The 19426-nt window shown below is 41.6% G+C and carries 12 protein-coding genes; 4 read left to right on the top strand and 8 right to left on the bottom strand.

The genetic code is table 11. The annotated features are described in order from the left end of the window. Positions 1–4: 4 nt before the first annotated feature. The 7 genes from QUD85_RS03385 to QUD85_RS03355 form a co-directional block, all read right to left on the bottom strand. Positions 5–1159 (bottom strand): mandelate racemase/muconate lactonizing enzyme family protein, encoded by a 1155-nt coding sequence (locus tag QUD85_RS03385; protein WP_093327894.1) that lies wholly within the window; start codon positions 1157–1159, stop codon positions 5–7. A 24-nt stretch (positions 1160–1183) separates the two neighbouring features. Further along, on the bottom strand, positions 1184–3517 hold the full coding sequence (locus QUD85_RS03380; RefSeq protein ID WP_093327896.1) for a beta-galactosidase: 2334 nt from the start codon (positions 3515–3517) through the stop codon (positions 1184–1186). A gap of 192 nt (positions 3518–3709) precedes the next feature. Then, positions 3710–6229, bottom strand: a complete 2520-nt coding sequence (locus QUD85_RS03375; protein WP_093327898.1) for a TonB-dependent receptor — start codon at positions 6227–6229, stop codon at positions 3710–3712. 86 nt (positions 6230–6315) lie between these two features. After that, positions 6316–6618 carry a hypothetical protein gene (locus QUD85_RS03370; RefSeq protein WP_093327900.1) on the bottom strand — a complete coding sequence of 101 codons (303 nt, stop codon included), beginning with the start codon at positions 6616–6618 and terminating at the stop codon, positions 6316–6318. Positions 6619–6659: 41 nt separating this feature from the next. Further along, positions 6660–8021, bottom strand: a complete 1362-nt coding sequence (locus QUD85_RS03365) for a M16 family metallopeptidase (RefSeq protein ID WP_177168840.1) — start codon at positions 8019–8021, stop codon at positions 6660–6662. After that, on the bottom strand, positions 8011–9465 hold the full coding sequence (locus QUD85_RS03360) for a M16 family metallopeptidase (protein WP_093327903.1): 1455 nt from the start codon (positions 9463–9465) through the stop codon (positions 8011–8013). The genes QUD85_RS03365 and QUD85_RS03360 overlap by 11 nt, the downstream gene beginning before the upstream one ends. Before the next feature lie 87 nt (positions 9466–9552). Continuing rightward, positions 9553–10638, bottom strand: coding sequence for a succinylglutamate desuccinylase/aspartoacylase family protein (locus QUD85_RS03355; protein ID WP_093328057.1), 1086 nt, complete (start codon positions 10636–10638; stop codon positions 9553–9555). A gap of 163 nt (positions 10639–10801) precedes the next feature. Here QUD85_RS03355 and QUD85_RS03350 point away from each other — a divergent pair, with 163 nt between their 5' ends. Then, positions 10802–11845, top strand: a complete 1044-nt coding sequence (locus QUD85_RS03350) for a methyltransferase (protein WP_093327905.1) — start codon at positions 10802–10804, stop codon at positions 11843–11845. A gap of 276 nt (positions 11846–12121) precedes the next feature. Continuing rightward, the gene (gene arcA / locus QUD85_RS03345; RefSeq protein ID WP_093327907.1) at positions 12122–12829 is read left to right on the top strand and encodes a two-component system response regulator ArcA; all 708 of its coding nucleotides are present in this window, start codon (positions 12122–12124) and stop codon (positions 12827–12829) included. A gap of 1 nt (position 12830) precedes the next feature. Here the strand turns inward: arcA and QUD85_RS03340 are convergent, their stop codons facing one another. Further along, positions 12831–13175, bottom strand: coding sequence for an Hpt domain-containing protein (locus QUD85_RS03340; protein ID WP_093327909.1), 345 nt, complete (start codon positions 13173–13175; stop codon positions 12831–12833). 370 nt (positions 13176–13545) lie between these two features. Between QUD85_RS03340 and folE2 the strand changes: the two genes are divergently transcribed. Continuing rightward, positions 13546–14469 carry a GTP cyclohydrolase FolE2 gene (gene folE2, locus QUD85_RS03335; RefSeq protein WP_093327910.1) on the top strand — a complete coding sequence of 308 codons (924 nt, stop codon included), beginning with the start codon at positions 13546–13548 and terminating at the stop codon, positions 14467–14469. 482 nt (positions 14470–14951) lie between these two features. Further along, a complete protein-coding gene (gene gltB, locus QUD85_RS03330) occupies positions 14952–19412 on the top strand; it encodes a glutamate synthase large subunit (RefSeq protein ID WP_093327911.1) in 4461 nt (1486 codons plus the stop codon). Positions 19413–19426: the final 14 nt, after the last annotated feature.

Genomic DNA, 19426 nt, shown 5'->3' with positions numbered 1-19426 from the left:
GCTTTTACCAATTTTGGTAGCTACCATCAGGTTTAATAAGCCTAGGAGGCTCCCAATAATTAAAAGATAATTTGCTTAGTTTATTTTCATTGATGTCAATGCCAAGGCCGTGACAATCTGAAATAACTAGGGCGTTATTGGAATGCTGTAAGGTATGTTCAAACACACTATCAAACGCGTCCTGTGCTTGTTTGTAGGGCAACCATTCTAACCAAGCAACATTATTAATTGCGGCGCAGAAGTGTGCAGAAGCAGCCGTGCATAAGGGACTAAGCGGGTTATGTGGCATCATGTCGATGTACTTGCTTTCACATAAAGCTGCAATTTTCATTGCTTCGGTAAATCCGCCGGCATTACAGATGTCGATACGAGCAAAATCAGCCAAGCCTTGGTTGATAAAAGGTGCAAAATCCCACTTACTGGTAAATTCCTCTCCTATGGCGAACGGTACATCTATCATTTGACGCAATGTTTGATAACTTTCTGGCGATTCTGCGCGAATAGGCTCCTCAATAAAGTCCAAAGTACCTTGGGGCATTTTTTGACAAAACGAAGCCGTTTCAGGCACCGATAACCGGTGATGATAATCAATACCAAGTACCACTTGTTCGCCGATATCAGCTCTAATTTGTGTCATTAACTTTGCCACCTCAGCAAGTGATTGCCTCGAGCAAAATTGCGTAGCCTTGTCAGGCGTTCCATGCACTCCCGTTGTGGTTCTGATTACCTGCCAGCCGTCATCAGCAAGCTTTGCAACCTCATCTAATAAGCGGGCATCATAGGGTGAAGTTGCTGTTGCGAACAAAGGAATAGCATCGCGTTGTTTGCCACCAAGCAGCTGATATACAGGCACTTTGAGTTTTTTCCCTAAGACATCATGTAAGGCAATATCAATTGCAGAGATAGCGGCGGCGAGTACTCGCCCGCCCTCAAAATATTGGCTTCGATACATCTCTTGCCAAAGCTTGCCAATGTTCAAAGCACTTTGCCCAATTAGAAATTGTTTAAAGTGCTCTATTGCGCCAACAACTGCTTTTTCTCGACCAGAAAGACCAGATTCCCCCCACCCATAGATACCTTCGCTTGTTTCGACTTTCACTAAGCAAATATTGCGAAAACCTAACCACACGGGATAACTTTTGATGTTGGTAATTTTCATAGCCTGCCCTTGTCGTATATAGCCTTATTTTTCGAGTCTGTTTTGGTACATGGTTGATGTTACTTCTTTCACCGCTTGTATCATTTCTGGGTAAGGCGTATCAGTAACATTTACAAAACCGATGTTGGCGTTTTCACCGTCAAATGCACGACCCGTAATAGGTTCATCAACATACTGGAACCAATGAGCGCCCACCATGTATGGCTTAGACAATACACTTTGCATGTACGCTTTGTATTTTCTAGCACGATCTGCTTGGTCACTTGCATGCACGATACCTGGGTTGAACATGCCAGAATCTGTTGCCGTGCCAATGTGAAACTCACCAATAACAACCGGTAGGTCTACCTGCTCTAGAAATTGCCAGTAGTGATCTTGCATGCCATCTTCATAAATATTGAAACTTAATACGTCAGAGTAGGTAACAGATGCTTTGATGATTTCATCCGGCATACCCCAGTTAGCCATGCGTGCGCCCATGTATAAATGATTAGGTAAAATATCTGCTAGCGTATCGTGAACAACGGTAAAGTATTGTTCGCCCAAGCGTGTTAGCAACATAGACAAGTCATCGACATGCGCCTGTGTGTAGCTTTCAAATTCAACGCCGTTTTCAAACGTTTGCCAATTTTCTATATCCGTTTGCCAAGCAAGATTTAGCGCATCAATAGATGAATACTTTGCTTTTAAATAGCCTGTAAATGCTTGTTTAGCTGGGCTGTTTTGTGCATTTTTTGACAAGGCATCTAGAATAACGCCATAGCGTGCTTCAACACTGCCTTCACGCTCTCCCCAACTTTTTTCATTATCGATAAAGATACCGGCACACCAAGGTGAATTTTTTATATCCTTTGCTATAGCCTCTATCGTTGCTTTGGCTCGCTCAGCAAATACAGGATCGTATGCGTCTGGCATTAGCCCCCAATGATTCACTTTTCCAGACAATGTTTTAAAGTCACCAATAATCCATCCATTAGCGAAGTAAGGTACCTGCTTTCTGTCATAAAAGTTTGGATCAACCCAATTACCAAATGAGGTAAAGCCCCAGTTTTTCATTCTTTGCAGTGTTACGTCGTACCACTTGTCCATAAAACTTTCGCCATACTTTCTTTCTAAGTTGGCGCGATAAAAGTTGTAGGTTTCACCGTGAGGCATCGCTCCTTTGTGAGTAGATCGTCTGTAACTGTAATGTTTTGCCAAAGGCGCGTCATATTCTGGCAACCATGAAAACAAATCATGCCTTAGTGTTGATGCGATATAGCGAGATTCACGCACCTTTTCTGACACAGTGACAACACCCATAGAATCTTCTGGCGTTAGCTCATCTGCGCTGCGATGTCTTACAGAATCATCTTTGAAATCGACACCTGTCAGTGTGGATAAATTTGCCATGCGTACGTTAGCGGGACCATGAGAAAAGAAGATATATCCCTCAGGGTCAACCATCCACCATTTACCCTCGATTTTTTGCGTTCTGAAATACCCGGTCGCCTCAAGCTTAGGACCATTTTTGTAGCCGCCATAGATAGAACGCGTTTCATCTGCGGGCGCAGAATCGAGAGCGGCTAACTCTTGCTTTGTATTTTGCAACAAGGTTTCATCATCGCTGATATGCAATGGCGTATGAACGCGAGCATTTTGACCGTATTGATCTAATACATTTTTCATCCACTGCGGGTCACTCGCTGGATTTTCGCGCAGACGAATATCACTAATTTTTACCTGTTTATCATCAAGTAAACCAATGGTAAAAAAGTTAAGTGCATATATTTGTGATAAATCGACTTGTGCAGCGCGCCACGAGCGCCAAATCATCAGCTGATCTTGTGTATTCCAAGGTGGCATATCTCCCCAAAAACCTGTTTCTGTTTCGGCTTCTTTGCCAGTTAAAGGAAAGTAAACAGTACCTGAAAACTCACGCGGTAAGCTGATTGAGCGACTTTGAATGTCACCGTCTTTGTTTTCTAGTGATAAATAAAGATGAACTGATTCTGTTGATTCATTAACGATATCAAAAGCTAGGTTGTAAGGGGAATATGCGGTTAAATCCCAAGGCTTATTGGGTTTTATTGTCATTTTAGAGATGTTTTCGTTAGCGAGAAATCCGATGGTAAACGACTTATCATCATGGCTAAAATGGCTGGTATTGCTGGCAACCCATTCCAAGTAATCGGCACTTTGCGTATTAACTAGTTGCGTTAGAACAACTTCATTTTCAAATACATCTTGAGTTTGAGAAACACTAGGCTCGCTTTGTTTAGGCGTTTGTGTTCCAGCGTTTTCGCAACCACTAATGGATAGCAAAACCAACAAGGTGGCAATAATTTTTTTGTTTGTTGTAATTTGTTGATATGACATAAAAGCACTTGGTGATTATTCTTTAACCTTAGCTTATATTGTTAACAGTTCACAATCAACACTCTTTATACTTTAGTCATTAATTCATAAAATTAATCTAGAAATATCAACATGATATCAGCCAAAAACCTCGGAAAGCGGGCACAAAAAAGCCAGCTTGCGCTGGCTTTCAAATAGCTTTCTTAAACTGTTTTAGAAGCTACCGCGAATACCTAAACCGAAGTTACGGCCTGGCAATGGCGCAACATTCTTAATAAATGAGGTATGCACACGTGCATTTTCATCTAACAAGTTTTCAGCTTTTACGTATAAAACGATATCTTGGTCAAACGCACCTAGATGGTAGTTAAAGCGTGCATCTACTAATGTGTATGCATCTGTTGTTGTTTCATCAACAGCAACTTTGTCTTGCTCAAAGTAATGATTAAAACCAAGTTCTGCATCAAAAGACTCTGCAGTGTATGTTAGTTGGCCACCAATGCGCATTGGTGAGATACGCGGCAAGTATTCACCTGTTTTTAATTTACCAACCGTATAATCACCAAATAAGCTAGAGGTTAGATTATCAGTCAAACGATATTTAACTTCAGCTTCTAAACCATAAAGCTCTACGTCTCTTTGTACCCATTGGTAAATTGGTAAGCCGTCTTCATGCCCTTCCTCACCGTGATGCTCTTCTTCAGCAACGAGCTCTGGTTCAGTACCACCATGGTCGTGACCATGCTCTTCGAAATACAAACCTGTATTTTCTTGGTAGAAGAAGTCATTTACTTGGCTATAGTAAGCACTGATAACAAAACCGAAATCACCCTCAAACTTGCGCCAAGTTAAGTCGATATTAGCCGATGATTCTAATTCTATATTGCCATGATGAGGCTCAATGTGAATTTCTTCACCTTCTTCATGCACTTCATACAAGGCACCGATTTCATAGCTATTAGTACCGATATGTGGGCCTGCTGAGAATAACTCACTCGCCGAGGGAGCGCGCTGAGAATATGAAGTTGAAAGACCAATGTTATAGCCTTGCGTGTAATCCCAAACAATACCAGCAGATAAACTTACCGGCGTATAGTCCTGGTGTGCAAAGTCTTCGTCATGATCATGCTCTTCATGCGCATCTGGTTCTTCACCAGCATGCTCACCTTCATGCTCTTCGTGCTCTAATTCAAACGGCATTGCATCGATTTCAACATGCTCTACACGAGCGCCTAATTGCAACAATACGTCACCAAAATGCTTTTCTTCAATCCATGCTAACGCAATAGCTGTTGTTTCTGACGGCGGTGTAAATGCTTCTTCACCTAGCGCTTCAAAGTCACTGTGTTTTGCGTGAATAGACCAAACACCATCAAAACCCCAGATAGGGCTGTGGAAGATATCTGCGCGGAACTCGGAGCTTTTGTTTTTAAAGCTAGTACCAACCATACCTTCTTCAATTTCTTGATGTTGGTAGTCAGTGTAGGCAGCTTTAAGGTTTAATCCATTAATGAAATTGCCATCAAAACCTAATTCACTGATAAATTGAATTCGGTCTTGTACCATCTTCGCACTTACACCTTCTTCTTCGTGCTCTTCATGTGCTTCCGCTTCTTCGCCTGCATGTTCGTCTGCATGTACCTCTTCTTCGTGACCGTGACTATGACCTGGAATACCGTATTCTTTTTCTAAACGGCCGTATGACATGCCGAAGAAACCGTTGTCCAACAGATAGCTTGCACCCACAGTATAGCCATGGCTGTTACTTGAGCTATTTTCTAATGTACCTTCTTCACCATGCTCTTCATGATCGTGCTCTTCACCTTCATGTGCTTCATGCTCTTCATGGTCTTCTTCAAGCTCTGCAGGACCAGCAATTTTATAGTCGTCAGCATCACGCCAGAAAGCGTCTACATGGAATGCAAATTTTTCAGTGCCTGTTTGTAAGTTGATTGCAGCATGATTTTCTTCAGCGACAGTATTATGGCCAAGCTGCCATTCAAATTCAGTGTCGCTGCTGCTTGGTACACGGTGATCTACTATATTAACAACACCGCCAATAGCACCGCTACCGTAAAATAATGTTGCAGGTCCGCGTAATACTTCGATTTGTGTCGCTGTTAATGATTCTGTTGTTACCACGTGGTCTGGGCCAACACGAGACGCATCACCTACATCTAAACCATTTTGTGCTATAACCACACGACCGCCTTCTAGGCCACGAATCACTGGACTACTAGATACCGGACCATAGTAAGTAGAGTGAACACCCACTTCATACTTAAGTGTTTCACCAAGTGTAGATGCCTGTTTCGCGCGTAATTCTTCACCAGCCAAAACGTTGATTGGTTGCGCAGATTCTATTGAAGAGGCGTGCAATGGTGTTGAATAAACATCAACAATTTCCATTACTGTTGGAGACATAGTTAGCGAAACGCCCGATACATCACCGTTGGATAAATTGAAGCTCTGGTTAACGTGCACATAATTGCTCGCTTCTACATGAAGTTCAATTTCCTCCGCTTTGATGCCTTCTAAGCTGAATTCACCTTGTTCATTTGTAACGGTGGAGTGTTTCCCCGCATGTACAGATACGCGAGCATTCGCAATTGCTTCGCCTTGTGAATTCTTAACAACACCTGAAATATTTTCCGCAAATGCAGGAAGTGCAGCAGCAGTAGCAGCCACAGTTACAATAGCGGAAATAGCATTCGCTAATTTAGACTTTTTCATTTTCTACTCTTTTAAAAATATATAACAACAGTTCGCCATCATCGTGGCACTGCATGAAACTTAATAATTGGATTATTGTGAAAGAATTAAAGAGAGTGAGGAGGCGCACGCACAGGGGCGTATAAATAATCAACGCCAACATCAACAGACTGAGATAGTGTAACAAAGTTGTCATACTGTATAAGCGCGGCAACAGGGGCAACGTTCAGATTAACGTGCTTATCGTCTAAAATTTGCTTACACACATAACAATGATGTGGAACTTGTGATTGCTCGAAAGGCTCAGCGTGACTGCTATGCGAAATGAAAAGCAATAGCGTAGCGACAAGCAAAAATAAACTTAATGCTTGTTGTTTTTTAATTGAACAATAAAGGCCACGCTTTTTCATGACGTGATAGTATAACAATTGGAAACAGTTTCCAACAAAATTTACCAATATTGCTTAAGCTCAGGTAATTGTTTTAATGCGGGAATTACAACTTGCGTGTTACCAATAACAATAACATGGAGTTTTTGATCTGCCAGTATTAACTGGCTTAAAGCTTTCACCGATTTGCCTTTAACTTGCGACATGCGATAAACGTATTGAGCAAGAAATTTCACCGGCAATTGGTGCAAGTGCATCAATGATATCGCGCGTATAACATCTTCTCTATCTTGGAGTTTGAACAAAAAAGCACTGCTTGCATTCGCATGAGCACGAGTTAGTGTGCTAGGAGAGGGTGTTGTTTCTCTGATAAAAGCCAGCCCTTTCACTATACGAGAAAGGGCTCCTGCTCCCTGCTCTGGGTGCGTCTTAACACTCATTACCCAGACAGTTTGCATCGTGGTGAAGTACAATTGACTATGAAAATCATCTACCAAAGCAACATCGCTAAGCTGTTGGCGTAAATGTTGATCTACCCACTGCTTTAAAATGGACAATGTTATTGCACCTTCGCTACTTAGAGGAGGAGCGGCTAGCGCTACCGATACAATAACGTTGTTCATGGTGTCGTCTTTATAAATCGATATATTAGGTTTTTTGGCTAGGTTCAGCTCTGGTAACTTAGTTGATTGACCAAACTTCCATCGTCCAAATGCCGATTGAATGGAACCGGCAATTTCATCCTGCTCAAGCACCCCGGCAACATACAAATGACTGCTGTTAGGCTCTATAGCTTGTGAAATAAAGTTTTGTACCTGGGCCAAATTAACGTTTCGAATACTCTCTTTGGTCAACATAGCGAGTTGTAAAGGATGATTCAGAAACACATTTTGAAAGGCAATTTTTTGTAATCGCTCAGCATTAATCGCATTTTTTGAAAGCAACTGCTTTGCTAGCGCGTCTTTCGCCTCAGTAAGATGGGCTTGAGAAAACTGACTGCTTAGCATAGATTTCGCCAGCAAACGTACAGTTTCAGCCGAATACTCTGTAACCACTTCAATAGTAATAGCGCTTTGTTCAATACCTACCTGAAACGATAGTTGTCCGCCATAATTTGCTAACTTTTGTTTATCAATTTTGCTTAAACTATGGTTTGCCATTAAGTAATAGGCAACAAGCGGCACTGCAGGGTTTTGTTGCCAGAAAGCCTGCCCAGTATTTGACACTAGCGCCACTTTTGCCAGCGGTGTTCGCCCCCACTGAATAAAACTCACTTTTAATCCATTTGCTAATGTTAAAGAGCGAATCGGAGGTAATCTAAAATCTTGCGGCTTTAACCCCAGTGGCGCTTGCTCTTTTGTATTAGCAAAACATGAAATACAGATTTGGATGAGGAAAGTGAGTACGAGCAAACTAGTTTTCATTTTCGCCACCATTATCACTTTGCTGCGTTACGGTTAAAGAGATTCTCTTATTGTTTGCAACATATTGACGCATCGCATTTGCGATATCGGCGCTGTTTAGTGCATTGACCTGACTTTCAATATCATTGATGACTCTAGGCTCTTTACCCATGGCAAGTAGACTCGCCAACAATTCACCTCGATACAAGCCTCCATCTTGCTCCAACCTTTTATAGTAGGCAACTCGCCATGCAACTTTCATTTCTCGCAAAAGGTCACTTGTTAGAGCGCCCTGCATTAAAGGCGACAATGCTTCATCAAAATAGGAGGTTACTTGCGCTGAAGAGACTGCTTTCTCCGCAATAAAGCTAAATGTGAGCAAAGCGGGATCTCGATTGAAAAAGTGAAAACCACTAAGAAAATTAATACCGCCCTCTATTTGATTGGTGATCTGATATTTATCAATAAACACTTTTGCAAGGTCGCCTTCTTTACTAAGCAGCCATTGACTCACTACCCACATCGCTAAATAGTCTTTACTGTCTTTTTGGGGCATATGAAATGCAACGGCATAGGCGTTTTTGGGTATACTGGGAAGCGTTTTCGTTTGAGATGCAACCGTTGGCGAAATTAGCGTTTCTACTAGTTCTTCTAGAGACTTTTCGCGCTTAAAATCAGTGAAATAGCTTTTTACTAAAGATTTTACCCAAATTGGATCAAAGTTACCGGTAACAACTAAAGTTACGTTGTTCATTTGATAGCGCTCTGACACAAACTTGTTTATCAAGGGCTTATCAAGTTTTTCTTGAGGTGTCGTAAACAGACTACGCTTGGATTCCGCATCTCTATATGCGAGCATTTTTAAATAGTGCCAAGGAAAGCCATATAAAGGATTCATCTGATGATATTGACGTTGCTTTTTTAGCGCGAGTTTCTGAGTCAGCAAGTTATAGTCTTGGCTATAGAGATGACTAAGTTGTTTCGCGTGTGCCCAAATGAAAGGCTCAATCTTGTAACCCGGCATTTGTGCATAGTAAGCGCTAAAATCTTCACGCACAGACGCATTGACTTTTGCACCTAATTGTTGAGCTAACGCAGCAATCGTCACCTGTTCATCGCCGAGCTTTGCATCCATCATTATGGATTGAACCAAAGAAGAAACACCTGTTTGGGCAATGGATTCATTGCGATAACCCACGCCATAATAGAATGACAACGATGCCACAGACGCTCTTGGATCCTTGGACAAAACAACCTTCATCCCATTGTCCAGTTGATAATGCTCTACTGGAATAAAATGGTCGGCTTGTGCTTTTAGCGCTGTTTCTCGTGTGATTAAATCGATCAGGTCTTGTGTAGGTGCTTGCTCAGACGGCGACTGCTCGCGCGCAACATCCTCAGGTTCAGAGCAGCCCTGAAAAATGCAGATGATAAATACTAAGGTTAACCGCTTAATTTGTCTCAAACGATTTGATGCCCTTAAGACTAGGTATATAGCACTATATAAACATTAGCGCTGAGCGACAACAAATTATACGACTGTCAGGTCAAATTATTGTAATTCGAAGTACTCAGTAAATACCTTATACAATTCAGTTCCTTGGTTAACACTAGCTGATGCGAAATGTAAAATAGGGATCACTGTTTTGTCTAACGTCAAATAGTGCAACGGATCGCCATCGCCATAATTATCCATTCTAAGAATTCTTGCTAACGGTTCGCCAGGTGGCAAAGGTTGGCCAAACTCAGCTAAATAATCCACCATGCCACCCATTGGCGAATAAAACGCTTTGTAGTCTTTTAACCAACAGGCATAACGTGTCATGTTGCTTGGCTGATACTGCTCATCAGTCAGTACTGATTTATAGCGTAAGTAGCTAAGAATGCTTTTTGCATCTTCTTTAGCCACTTCTAAATCGATCAGTTCTTGAGAACCTAGTTCAACAGTAAAACTTTCCTTTTCAAAGTTAACCGCCCTACCCTGTGCTGCAAAGGCATCAGTTAGCGTCCACCAAGGACAAAAAGTTGCTTCATCCATGGCGCCGGCAAAACTATTGGGAATCAAAATGGTATGTGGAATATCAAAATATTTTGCACTTTCAACCGCATATTCAGGGCAATAAAGGTGCTTACTTGAAATGGGACCTGTGTGGAGATCTAATACAATGTCTGCTTGATGCGCCATATATTGCAATTGATAGGCAATGCGTTGACCCGTAGTTAAGCCAAACTGATTGTGCTCTAACTTTTGCTCAATTGCCTGTAACATACGTTGTTGAAATTGGTGTTTAATTTTTTCAACATCAGTTGCATGGTTTTGTTGCGCAAACTGTTCGATATAAGAATCGTCAAAATGGTACATACGATTCCAATTAACGCCAGTAATGGGATCAAACCTGCCAAGCGTGTACTCGCCATTTTTATGGTTACAACCTACTGGGTTTGCATAAGGAACGAGTGTTATATCACCCTTTAGTTGTGTGTCCCTAAGGAGCTCAAGCAACTGAAAAATAACAGCATTTCCTTGCACCTCTGCGCCATGCATATTCGCCTGTATGTAGACATTAGGGCCAGTACCATTTCCCTTTATTCTATAAACAGGCACGGTAAGCGCCGCACCACTGGCAAGCTCCCCCATGTGAATCACTTCTTTGCTAAAGCTCACACCATTTCCCTAAAAAACAAGCAATTAAAAGGGCATTGTAGCCAAGCCGATGGCATAATTCATCCTTTATAAAAAAATATGGTCAGAGCAAGAAAGAACAAGGTAAAATAGCCGAAACGAACACAATGACGCACCTATGAGCATTGCAAATACTAATCAAGTCCTGTTGCGAAATATTGATTACTTAGAAAGTAAAACGCCTCTCTTTATTGATATCGAGTGTGATGGGTTCTTCTCTGCATTTAATGAGCACTTTCCAGAAGCAAGTATTCATTGCCATTCGACACGCTTCGATTTGTATCAAAGCTATCAAAAGCAAAACAAGATTAGCCATGCAAGTTTCGCCGCCGCGTATACAGGCAATGCTGATGTAAAACACGATTTAATCGTTATCGCCTTTCCAAAAAGTAAACGCGAATTTACTTATACATTGTCTTCTTTAGCCAACTACATTGAAGAAGAAGCGGAAATTATCATAGTGGGTGAGAAAAAAGGTGGCGTAGCCTCAGCCCCTAAGCTAACAAATGCGTTGCTATCGATGTGCAATAAAATAGACGCGGCTAGACACTGCATGATGTTCTATGGCAAATTTCAGCCGCAATTGCCAAGCTTTGATATCAACGAATGGTTTGAACAATACCGTATTACATTAAATGATGTGTCACTTGTAGTATCGGCTCTGCCAGGGGTGTTTAGTCAACAGAACTTGGACAAAGGCACCGCATTGTTACTTGAAAACTTACCTGTGAAAATGGCTGGTAAAACATTGGATTTCGGTTGTGGTGCGGGCGTTATTGCAAGTTACATCGCTTTAAAATATCCAGCGACACAAGTAGAACTTCTCGATGTTAGCGCATTAGCTCTTGCAAGCGCAGAAAAAACAATGACTAATAATGGTGTACTAGGTCGATGTTTCGCCTCCAATAGTTTAGGTAATGTCAAAGAGCGATATGAGCATATTGTATCAAACCCTCCTTTTCATCAGGGCATAAAAACTCATTATCAGGCAACTGAGCAATTCTTGCATGGCGCTAAAAAATGTCTAAATAAGCAAGGAACGATGACAATTGTCGCCAATAGCTTTTTAAAATATCCGCCCATACTCAAGCAACATTTTGGTGACGTCGACATTCTTGATCAAGCACAAGGTTTTAGTATCTATTTTTGTACAAATAGATAAAAATGACGTATCTATATACAAGTTTATAACAGTTAGTTAAAAATATTTTTATTATACTAACACCACTTGCTACGAAACTTTTTCGAAAAACGCTAACATTTCATATTCTTAGCGAAAAACTGCTCGTAGGCAGTTGATTGTTCTGCTATTTGCAGTCTATTCGAAATTATGTTTTGATAGCCCACTAACTTTTTTAGGGCAATATTTTTTTAACATAAATCCTTGCTCTATTAACTTATTTTTGACACCCGTTAGGCAGTAGTAAACGAGTTAAACATGCAAAAAATTAATATTTTAATTGTTGAAGATGAAGATGTAACACGCTTTAACCTTAAGAATCTGTTCGAAGCAGAAGGTTACAATGTGTTAGAAGCCGCCAATGGCGAGCAGATGGACCAACAATTACAAAATAATAATATTCAATTGGTCATCATGGATATTAACTTACCTGGTAAAAATGGATTGTTACTTGCGCGTGAGTTAACTGCTAGTAATAATGCAGGTCTTATCTTTTTGACTGGTCGCGACAGCGATATCGACAAAATTTTAGGTCTTGAAATTGGCGCTGATGATTACCTTACGAAACCATTTAACCCTCGTGAGTTAACCATTCGTGCGCGCAATATTCTTAATCGTATCAACCAAACTAAAACAGAATCAGAAGCAGCTATCATTAGTTTCGATGGCTGGGTTTTAGATGGAAACTCTCGCCAAATGACATCGCCTGAAGGCAACATTTTTGCGATTCCAAGAGGCGAGTACCGTGCGTTAAGATTGTTAATAAACAACGCTGGTCAAATCGTTACTCGTCAGCAACTGATTAAAGAAATGACAGGCCGTGACCTTCGTGAAAACGATCGTACAGTAGACGTAACTATTCGCCGTTTACGTAAGCATTTTGAATCAATTGATGGTGCCCCTGAATTTATCAACACAATTCACGGTGAAGGCTATCGTTTTATTGGTTCGTTAGACGCAGAGTAGTTTATACCGACTCAAGCCATTGTTTGAAAAAAGCGATGGCTTGATTGTTTTCTTCCGCCATTTTTTCAACCAGTTGCGCTTTTTGCGTTGCAGATAACGCGCTTTTCTCGCAATCGGCTGACAACTGATAAACTTTCAACAGCCCTACACTACCCGCTGCCCCTTTCATCTTATGACAAGCATTTGTCCAGTCTGAATTATCACTTGAAGTAGCGGCTTTGGTGATATCCGATAAATACTGCTCTACTTGATTTAGGTACAAATCAAGCATTTTCACGACTGTATCCTTACCCAAACGACTTAAGTAACCCTCTAGTAGGGCTTCATCTAAGTGAAGTTTTTCCATAATATTCCCTAACAACTCCAAGAGACCGTTTTATCCTCTTCCCCATATTCGTTAAATAAACTACGAAAAGCAACCGAGATCAATCAGCTTATTCATATTCTTGTGCAAGAATTTTAAATTTATATGGCGTTAATCTTCTAATCGGTAGTGTATTTGAGCAGCCCTAAAAGGCTATAAAATAGTGCGAAGTGATTAATTTTATTACAATCTAAGTGAGCTATTTCGTTGCTTTTAACGTAGAAACAAGTCAAAATAGCCGACTGTTTTTATCAAGTATTTTGCTTGGTACTAGAAAGTAAATGGAGTCGGTTGCAACACCCGACTACCGAGTATACCGATACTCTTAAATAGCTAAAATTGCGGAGATTAAATGTCATCATCCATGCCAGATATTGCCAACCATAGCCAAGCCTTATCAGAAGGTACATTAGACTGGGTCGGAATGAGCAATATCGAAATGCCACTGCAAGTGAGCAGTGAAGGCCAACAACCTCAAGTAGTTACCACCTCTATAGACGCTTTTGTTAATCTATTGCCGCCACAAGCAAAAGGGATTCATATGTCTCGCTTGTACTTGGCACTTGATGAAATGTCTGGTGAACAAATCCTGTGCCCAGCAGCGCTTCAACATGTATTAAATGCGTTTATTTCGAGCCACAGTGACTTGAGCGACAGCGCTAAGGTAGCTATTACCTTTGATTACCATTTACGCCGTAAATCACTTATCAGCGGTAAAGAAGGATGGAAAGCCTATCCTATCACTGTCGTTGGTCAGATTATGCAAGGTAATTTGAGTGTTGAACTTGCTATTGACGTCACTTACTCGTCAACTTGCCCGTGTTCAGCTGCTTTGGCACGTCAATTAATTCAAAATGCTTTTACAGAACAATTTAGTGATGAACAGATAAGTAAAGACGATGTATTAGCCTGGTTAGGCACGACCGATGGTATTAATGCAACCCCGCATAGCCAACGCTCTGTGGCGCAAGTAAAGGTTAAGTTACCAAGCGACTTAGCGCATTTTCCAATCGTACAACTAATCGACTTACTGGAAAATACTTTACAAACTCCTGTGCAAGCGGCAGTAAAACGTGAAGATGAGCAAGAGTTCGCGCGTCTCAACGGACAAAACTTAATGTTCTGTGAAGATGCCGCTAGAAAAATTCAGCATAGTTTGAATCAACAGAAGTCAGTTGAAGATTTTTGGGTTCGTATTAACCATTACGAATCCTTGCATGCCCATGATGCCGTGAGCATTACTACAAAGGGCGTTGCTGACGGTTATACCCCGTAATAAGACACAATACCTTGTTTAAAAGCCGGCTAAATGCCGGCTTTTTTATTCACTTTTTTTGAATGTCATTCACTTACATTAAAACCACTTAACCCCTATTATTTCTGTAATAAAATTACATTTGAAAGGTTTGAACTGACGCGATTTTGCCCTACAACTCTGCTATATCTTATAGCAGATTGGTTATTCTTTATGGCCTAGACGGCCGAAAAAACAACTACACAGCTATAAAACCCAACAAAATCAAGATATTATAAAAAACTACAAAAATTGAAATAAAACTACGAGCAAATACTCTATTTTTATTGACGTTTGTTGTATAAATGTTTAGTCTAGATGGTTCACTTTTCCAAAAAAGCAGGGTAATTATGCATTAATTGCATAATTTTATTCTCAGCTAGGCTGAACACAAACAAATTATAACGTCATCAGCCTGTAACAACCTGCTAATAAGTTGTTCGAACAAAGTTAGGAGAAACAACATGCAGCTTTATGACCATAGCGTGCAAAAAGATAATTGTGGATTCGGCCTTATTGCTCACCAAGAAGGTGAAGTAAGTCACAAGCTTATCAAAACAGCTATTGCTGCCCTTGACCGCATGCAACACCGTGGCGGAATAAACTCCGACGGTAAAACCGGTGACGGTTGCGGACTATTGATGCAAAAACCTGACACCTTTTTCCGAGCGATTGCCGAAGAAAACCAATGGCAACTTGGTAGAAAGTATGCCGTCGGGATGATTTTTCTTAACCGCGATCCAGAAGTTGCGGCTGCAACCAAAGCTCTTTTAGAAGAAGAGCTTACCAATGAAACTCTTACTGTTGTTGGTTGGCGCGATGTGCCAACGGACGAATCCATGCTTGGCGACATTGCAAAAAGTAATGTGCCGCATATCGCTCAAGTTTTCGTTAATGCACCACCAGGTTGGCGTAATCGTGACCTAGAACGACGTTTATATATGGCACGTCGTCGTGCAGAAAAGCGTATTAACGATGAGAAATTCTATATTGCTAGCTTGTCTTGTTTAGTCACTATCTACAAAGGGCTTGTTATGCCAGTAGATTTGCCAAACTTCTATCTCGACCTAGCTGATATTCGTATGAAAAGTGCAATCTGTGTTTTCCATCAGCGCTTTTCAACAAACACATCTCCGCAGTGGCATTTAGCGCAACCATTTAGATACTTAGCACATAATGGTGAAATCAATACCATTAAAGGTAACCGTCAATGGGCACGAGCTCGTACTTACCGTTTTCAGTCGCCGCTAATTCCTGATTTGTCAAACGGTGCACCATTTGTCAATGAATCCGGTTCAGATTCGTCGTCATTGGACAATATGCTTGAGCTATTTTTAGCGGGCGGTATGGATTTATTCCGTGCAATGCGTTTGTTGATGCCACCGGCATGGGAAAACAGCCCTCTGATGGATGACGACTTAAGAGCGTTCTACGAATTTAACTCTATGCATATGGAGCCTTGGGATGGACCAGCCGGTATCGTAATGACCAATGGTCGTCACGTTGCCTGTAACCTAGACCGTAACGGTTTGCGTCCAGCGCGTTATGTCATTACACGTGATGGTTTTATCACGCTAGCGTCAGAAGTTGGTATTTGGGAATACGGCGAAGATGAAGTTATTTCAAAAGGACGTGTAGGTCCTGGTGAAATGCTTGCTATAGATACCTATACTGGCAAAGTATTTCATTCAAATGATATCGATAATGACCTTAAATCGCGTCACCCTTATCGCCAATGGTTAGACAGCAATATTCGCCGTCTTGTACCTTTTAGTGATTTAGATGCCGAATTAATTGGTAAGCGTGCATTTAGCGATATTGAGATGTCGCAATACCACAAGTTGTTTAACTATTCGTATGAAGAAATTCAGCAAGTGGTTAAGGTACTTGCGGAAAACGGTCAAGAAGCAACAGGCTCTATGGGTGATGACACACCATTTGCGGTGCTTTCAAGCCAACCACGTAGTTTATACGATTATTTCCGCCAGCAATTTGCGCAAGTCACTAACCCACCAATTGACCCGTTACGTGAACGCTATGTTATGTCGTTGGGCACATGTATTGGTCGAGAGCACAACGTGTTTAATGAGGCGACCGGTTTAGCTGACCGTATTTTATTTGATACACCAGTACTAATGTATACCGACCTTAAGCAATTGCGTGATCTCGATCCTGAGCATTATCGAAGCGATACGTTAACGCTCAATTACGATCCTGACGAAGGGTTACAACAAGCAATTTCACGTTTATGTGACGAAGCAGAAGATCTTGTTCGTAATCAAAACACCGTAGTATTGGTGCTTTCAGATCGAAATTTACAGCAAGGCTTATTACCTATTCCTGCGGCAATGGCTGTTGGCGCTATTCAAAAACGTTTAGTTGACGAGCAGTTGCGCTGTGATTCAAACATTATTGTTGAAACTGCGTCTGTTAGGGATTCTCATCAGTTTGCAGTATTGCTTGGCTTAGGTGCAACCGCTGTATACCCATACTTAGCATTAGAAACTGTAGAGCAGTTAGTTGAACAAGGACAGATTAATCTGTCAGCGCGTGAAGCTGTTGTTAACTACCGAAATGGTATTAACAAAGGTTTACTAAAAATACTTTCTAAAATGGGTATTTCAACCATCGCTAGCTACCGTTGTTCGGGCTTATTTGAAGTGGTTGGTTTGCATCAAGATATCATGGCGATGTGTTTCCCTGATCTGCCAAGTCGTATTCAAGGTGCGAATTTTGAAGATATCGAACAAGACAATATTAACCTTGCTCGCAAAGCTTGGTTGCCACATCAAAAGATGGCACATGGCGGACTATTAAAGTACGTTCATGGTGGTGAATACCATGCCTACAACCCGAATGTTGTTAAGTATCTACAAACAGCAGTACAAAGCGGAAAATATGACGATTATATTGCCTACCGTGACGAAGTTAACAACCGCCCGATCGCGACAATTCGTGATTTATTAAAGCTTGAAGGCAATGGCGAAGCAATTGCCATCGAAAAAGTAGAACCAGAAACAGAACTTTATAAGCGTTTTGATAGTGCTGCTATGTCAATTGGTGCCCTATCGCCTGAGGCTCACGAAGCGCTGGCGATTGCTATGAATAGACTCGGCGGTTATTCAAATTCTGGTGAAGGTGGTGAAGACGAAAAACGCTACGGTACGGTGAAAAATTCGCGCATCAAGCAAATTGCCTCGGGCCGTTTTGGTGTTACCGCACATTACCTAGTTAATGCAGATGTTTTACAAATTAAAGTAGCGCAAGGTGCAAAACCGGGTGAAGGTGGCCAATTGCCAGGTGATAAAGTAACGCCACTTATCGCAAAACTGCGTTTTTCAGTGCCGGGTGTTACCTTAATCTCGCCACCGCCGCATCATGATATCTACTCAATTGAAGATTTAGCTCAGCTTATTTTCGATTTAAAACAGATTAATCCAACAGCGGTTATTTCCGTTAAGCTTGTGTCAGGCCCAGGTGTTGGCACTATAGCGTCTGGTGTTGCTAAAGCATACGCTGATTTTATTACCATTTCTGGCTACGATGGCGGTACCGGTGCTAGCCCACTAACGTCAGTAAAATATGCCGGTCTACCTTGGGAACTGGGCCTAGCTGAAGCTCACCAATCATTGGTAGAAAATGGCTTACGCCACAAGGTGCGTTTGCAAGTAGATGGTGGTTTAAAAACGGGCTTAGATATTGTTAAAGCAGCCATTCTTGGCGCTGAAAGTTTTGGTTTTGGTACCGCGCCAATGGTGACCTTAGGCTGTAAGTTCTTAAGAATATGTCATCTAAACAACTGTGCAACTGGTGTTGCTACGCAAGATGACGTGTTGCGTGAGAATCATTTTAAAGGCTTACCAGAGCAAGCGATGAATTACTTTAAGTTTGTTGCTCAAGATGTACGTGAGATTCTAGCGCAGCTAGGCGTCGCTAGCTTAACTGACATTATTGGTAGAACAGACTTGTTGAAGCCTCTGCAAGGGATAAGCGCTAAGCAGCAAAAATTAGATTTATCGCCAATTATTGCACCAGTAGTAGCAGGCGAGAATACCGCATTGCATCAAACAGAGATTAATACTCCGTTTGACGAAGGCAAGTTGAATCAACAGTTGGTCAAAGCGGCTTCTGAAGCAGTTAGCCACTCTACCGGTGGTGAGTATCGCTTTAATATCCGCAATACTGATCGTAGTGTTGGTGCTACGTTGTCGGGTGAAATTGCTCGTCATCATGGCAACCAAGGTATGGCGTCTAACCCAATTAAAGTGTTCTTAAAAGGCACGGCCGGACAAAGTTTTGGTGTATGGAATGCAGGTGGTCTAGAGATGACACTTACTGGCGATGCCAATGACTATGTCGGTAAAGGGATGACTGGTGGTAAGTTAACCATCAAGCCACCAAAAGGTGTTGATTATCTAAGTCACGAAACGATGATTATGGGTAATACTTGTTTATACGGTGCAACTGGCGGTAAGCTGTTTGGTTGCGGCCGTGCTGGTGAACGATTTGCAGTTCGTAACTCGGGTGTGCATGCCGTAATTGAGGGCACGGGCGACCATGCTTGTGAATACATGACAGGCGGTATTGTTACCGTATTAGGTCAAGTTGGTGTGAATTTTGGTGCTGGTATGACAGGCGGTTTCGCATACGTACTAGACGAACAAGACGACTTAGAGATTCGACTAAACAATGAATCAATCGAGATGATGCCTGTCGCAGATGTAGCGATTCACCAAGAACATTTACGCGGCATTATTAATCAACATTTTGAAGAAACAGGCAGTTTACGTGCACAAGAAATTTTAGCGAATTTCGACGCATTCGCGCCTCACTTTAAATTAGTAAAACCGAAGGCGGCTGACGTTAATGCATTATTAGGTCACCAAGTTCGTTCATCTGCAGAACTTCGCGTTCAAGCACAATAACGCGGAATGAGGAA

The organism is Thalassotalea agarivorans (genome assembly GCF_030295955.1).
Lineage (GTDB): Bacteria > Pseudomonadota > Gammaproteobacteria > Enterobacterales > Alteromonadaceae > Thalassotalea_D > Thalassotalea_D agarivorans.
The sequence above is the reverse complement of the archived record's forward strand: the minus strand, read 5'-3'. Positions and strand labels throughout refer to the sequence as shown.

Bases quoted from the DNA above. Each gene is read 5' to 3' on its own strand.
- QUD85_RS03385 (WP_093327894.1), bottom strand. From the start codon at position 1,159: ATGAAAATTACCAACATCAAAAGTTATCCCGTGTGGTTAGGTTTTCGC.
- QUD85_RS03380 (WP_093327896.1), bottom strand. From the start codon at position 3,517: ATGTCATATCAACAAATTACAACAAACAAAAAAATTATTGCCACCTTG.
- QUD85_RS03375 (WP_093327898.1), bottom strand. From the start codon at position 6,229: ATGAAAAAGTCTAAATTAGCGAATGCTATTTCCGCTATTGTAACTGTG.
- QUD85_RS03370 (WP_093327900.1), bottom strand. From the start codon at position 6,618: ATGAAAAAGCGTGGCCTTTATTGTTCAATTAAAAAACAACAAGCATTA.
- QUD85_RS03365 (WP_177168840.1), bottom strand. From the start codon at position 8,021: ATGAAAACTAGTTTGCTCGTACTCACTTTCCTCATCCAAATCTGTATT.
- QUD85_RS03355 (WP_093328057.1), bottom strand. From the start codon at position 10,638: ATGGGGGAGCTTGCCAGTGGTGCGGCGCTTACCGTGCCTGTTTATAGA.
- QUD85_RS03350 (WP_093327905.1), top strand. From the start codon at position 10,802: ATGAGCATTGCAAATACTAATCAAGTCCTGTTGCGAAATATTGATTAC.
- arcA (WP_093327907.1), top strand. From the start codon at position 12,122: ATGCAAAAAATTAATATTTTAATTGTTGAAGATGAAGATGTAACACGC.
- QUD85_RS03340 (WP_093327909.1), bottom strand. From the start codon at position 13,175: ATGGAAAAACTTCACTTAGATGAAGCCCTACTAGAGGGTTACTTAAGT.
- folE2 (WP_093327910.1), top strand. From the start codon at position 13,546: ATGTCATCATCCATGCCAGATATTGCCAACCATAGCCAAGCCTTATCA.
- gltB (WP_093327911.1), top strand. From the start codon at position 14,952: ATGCAGCTTTATGACCATAGCGTGCAAAAAGATAATTGTGGATTCGGC.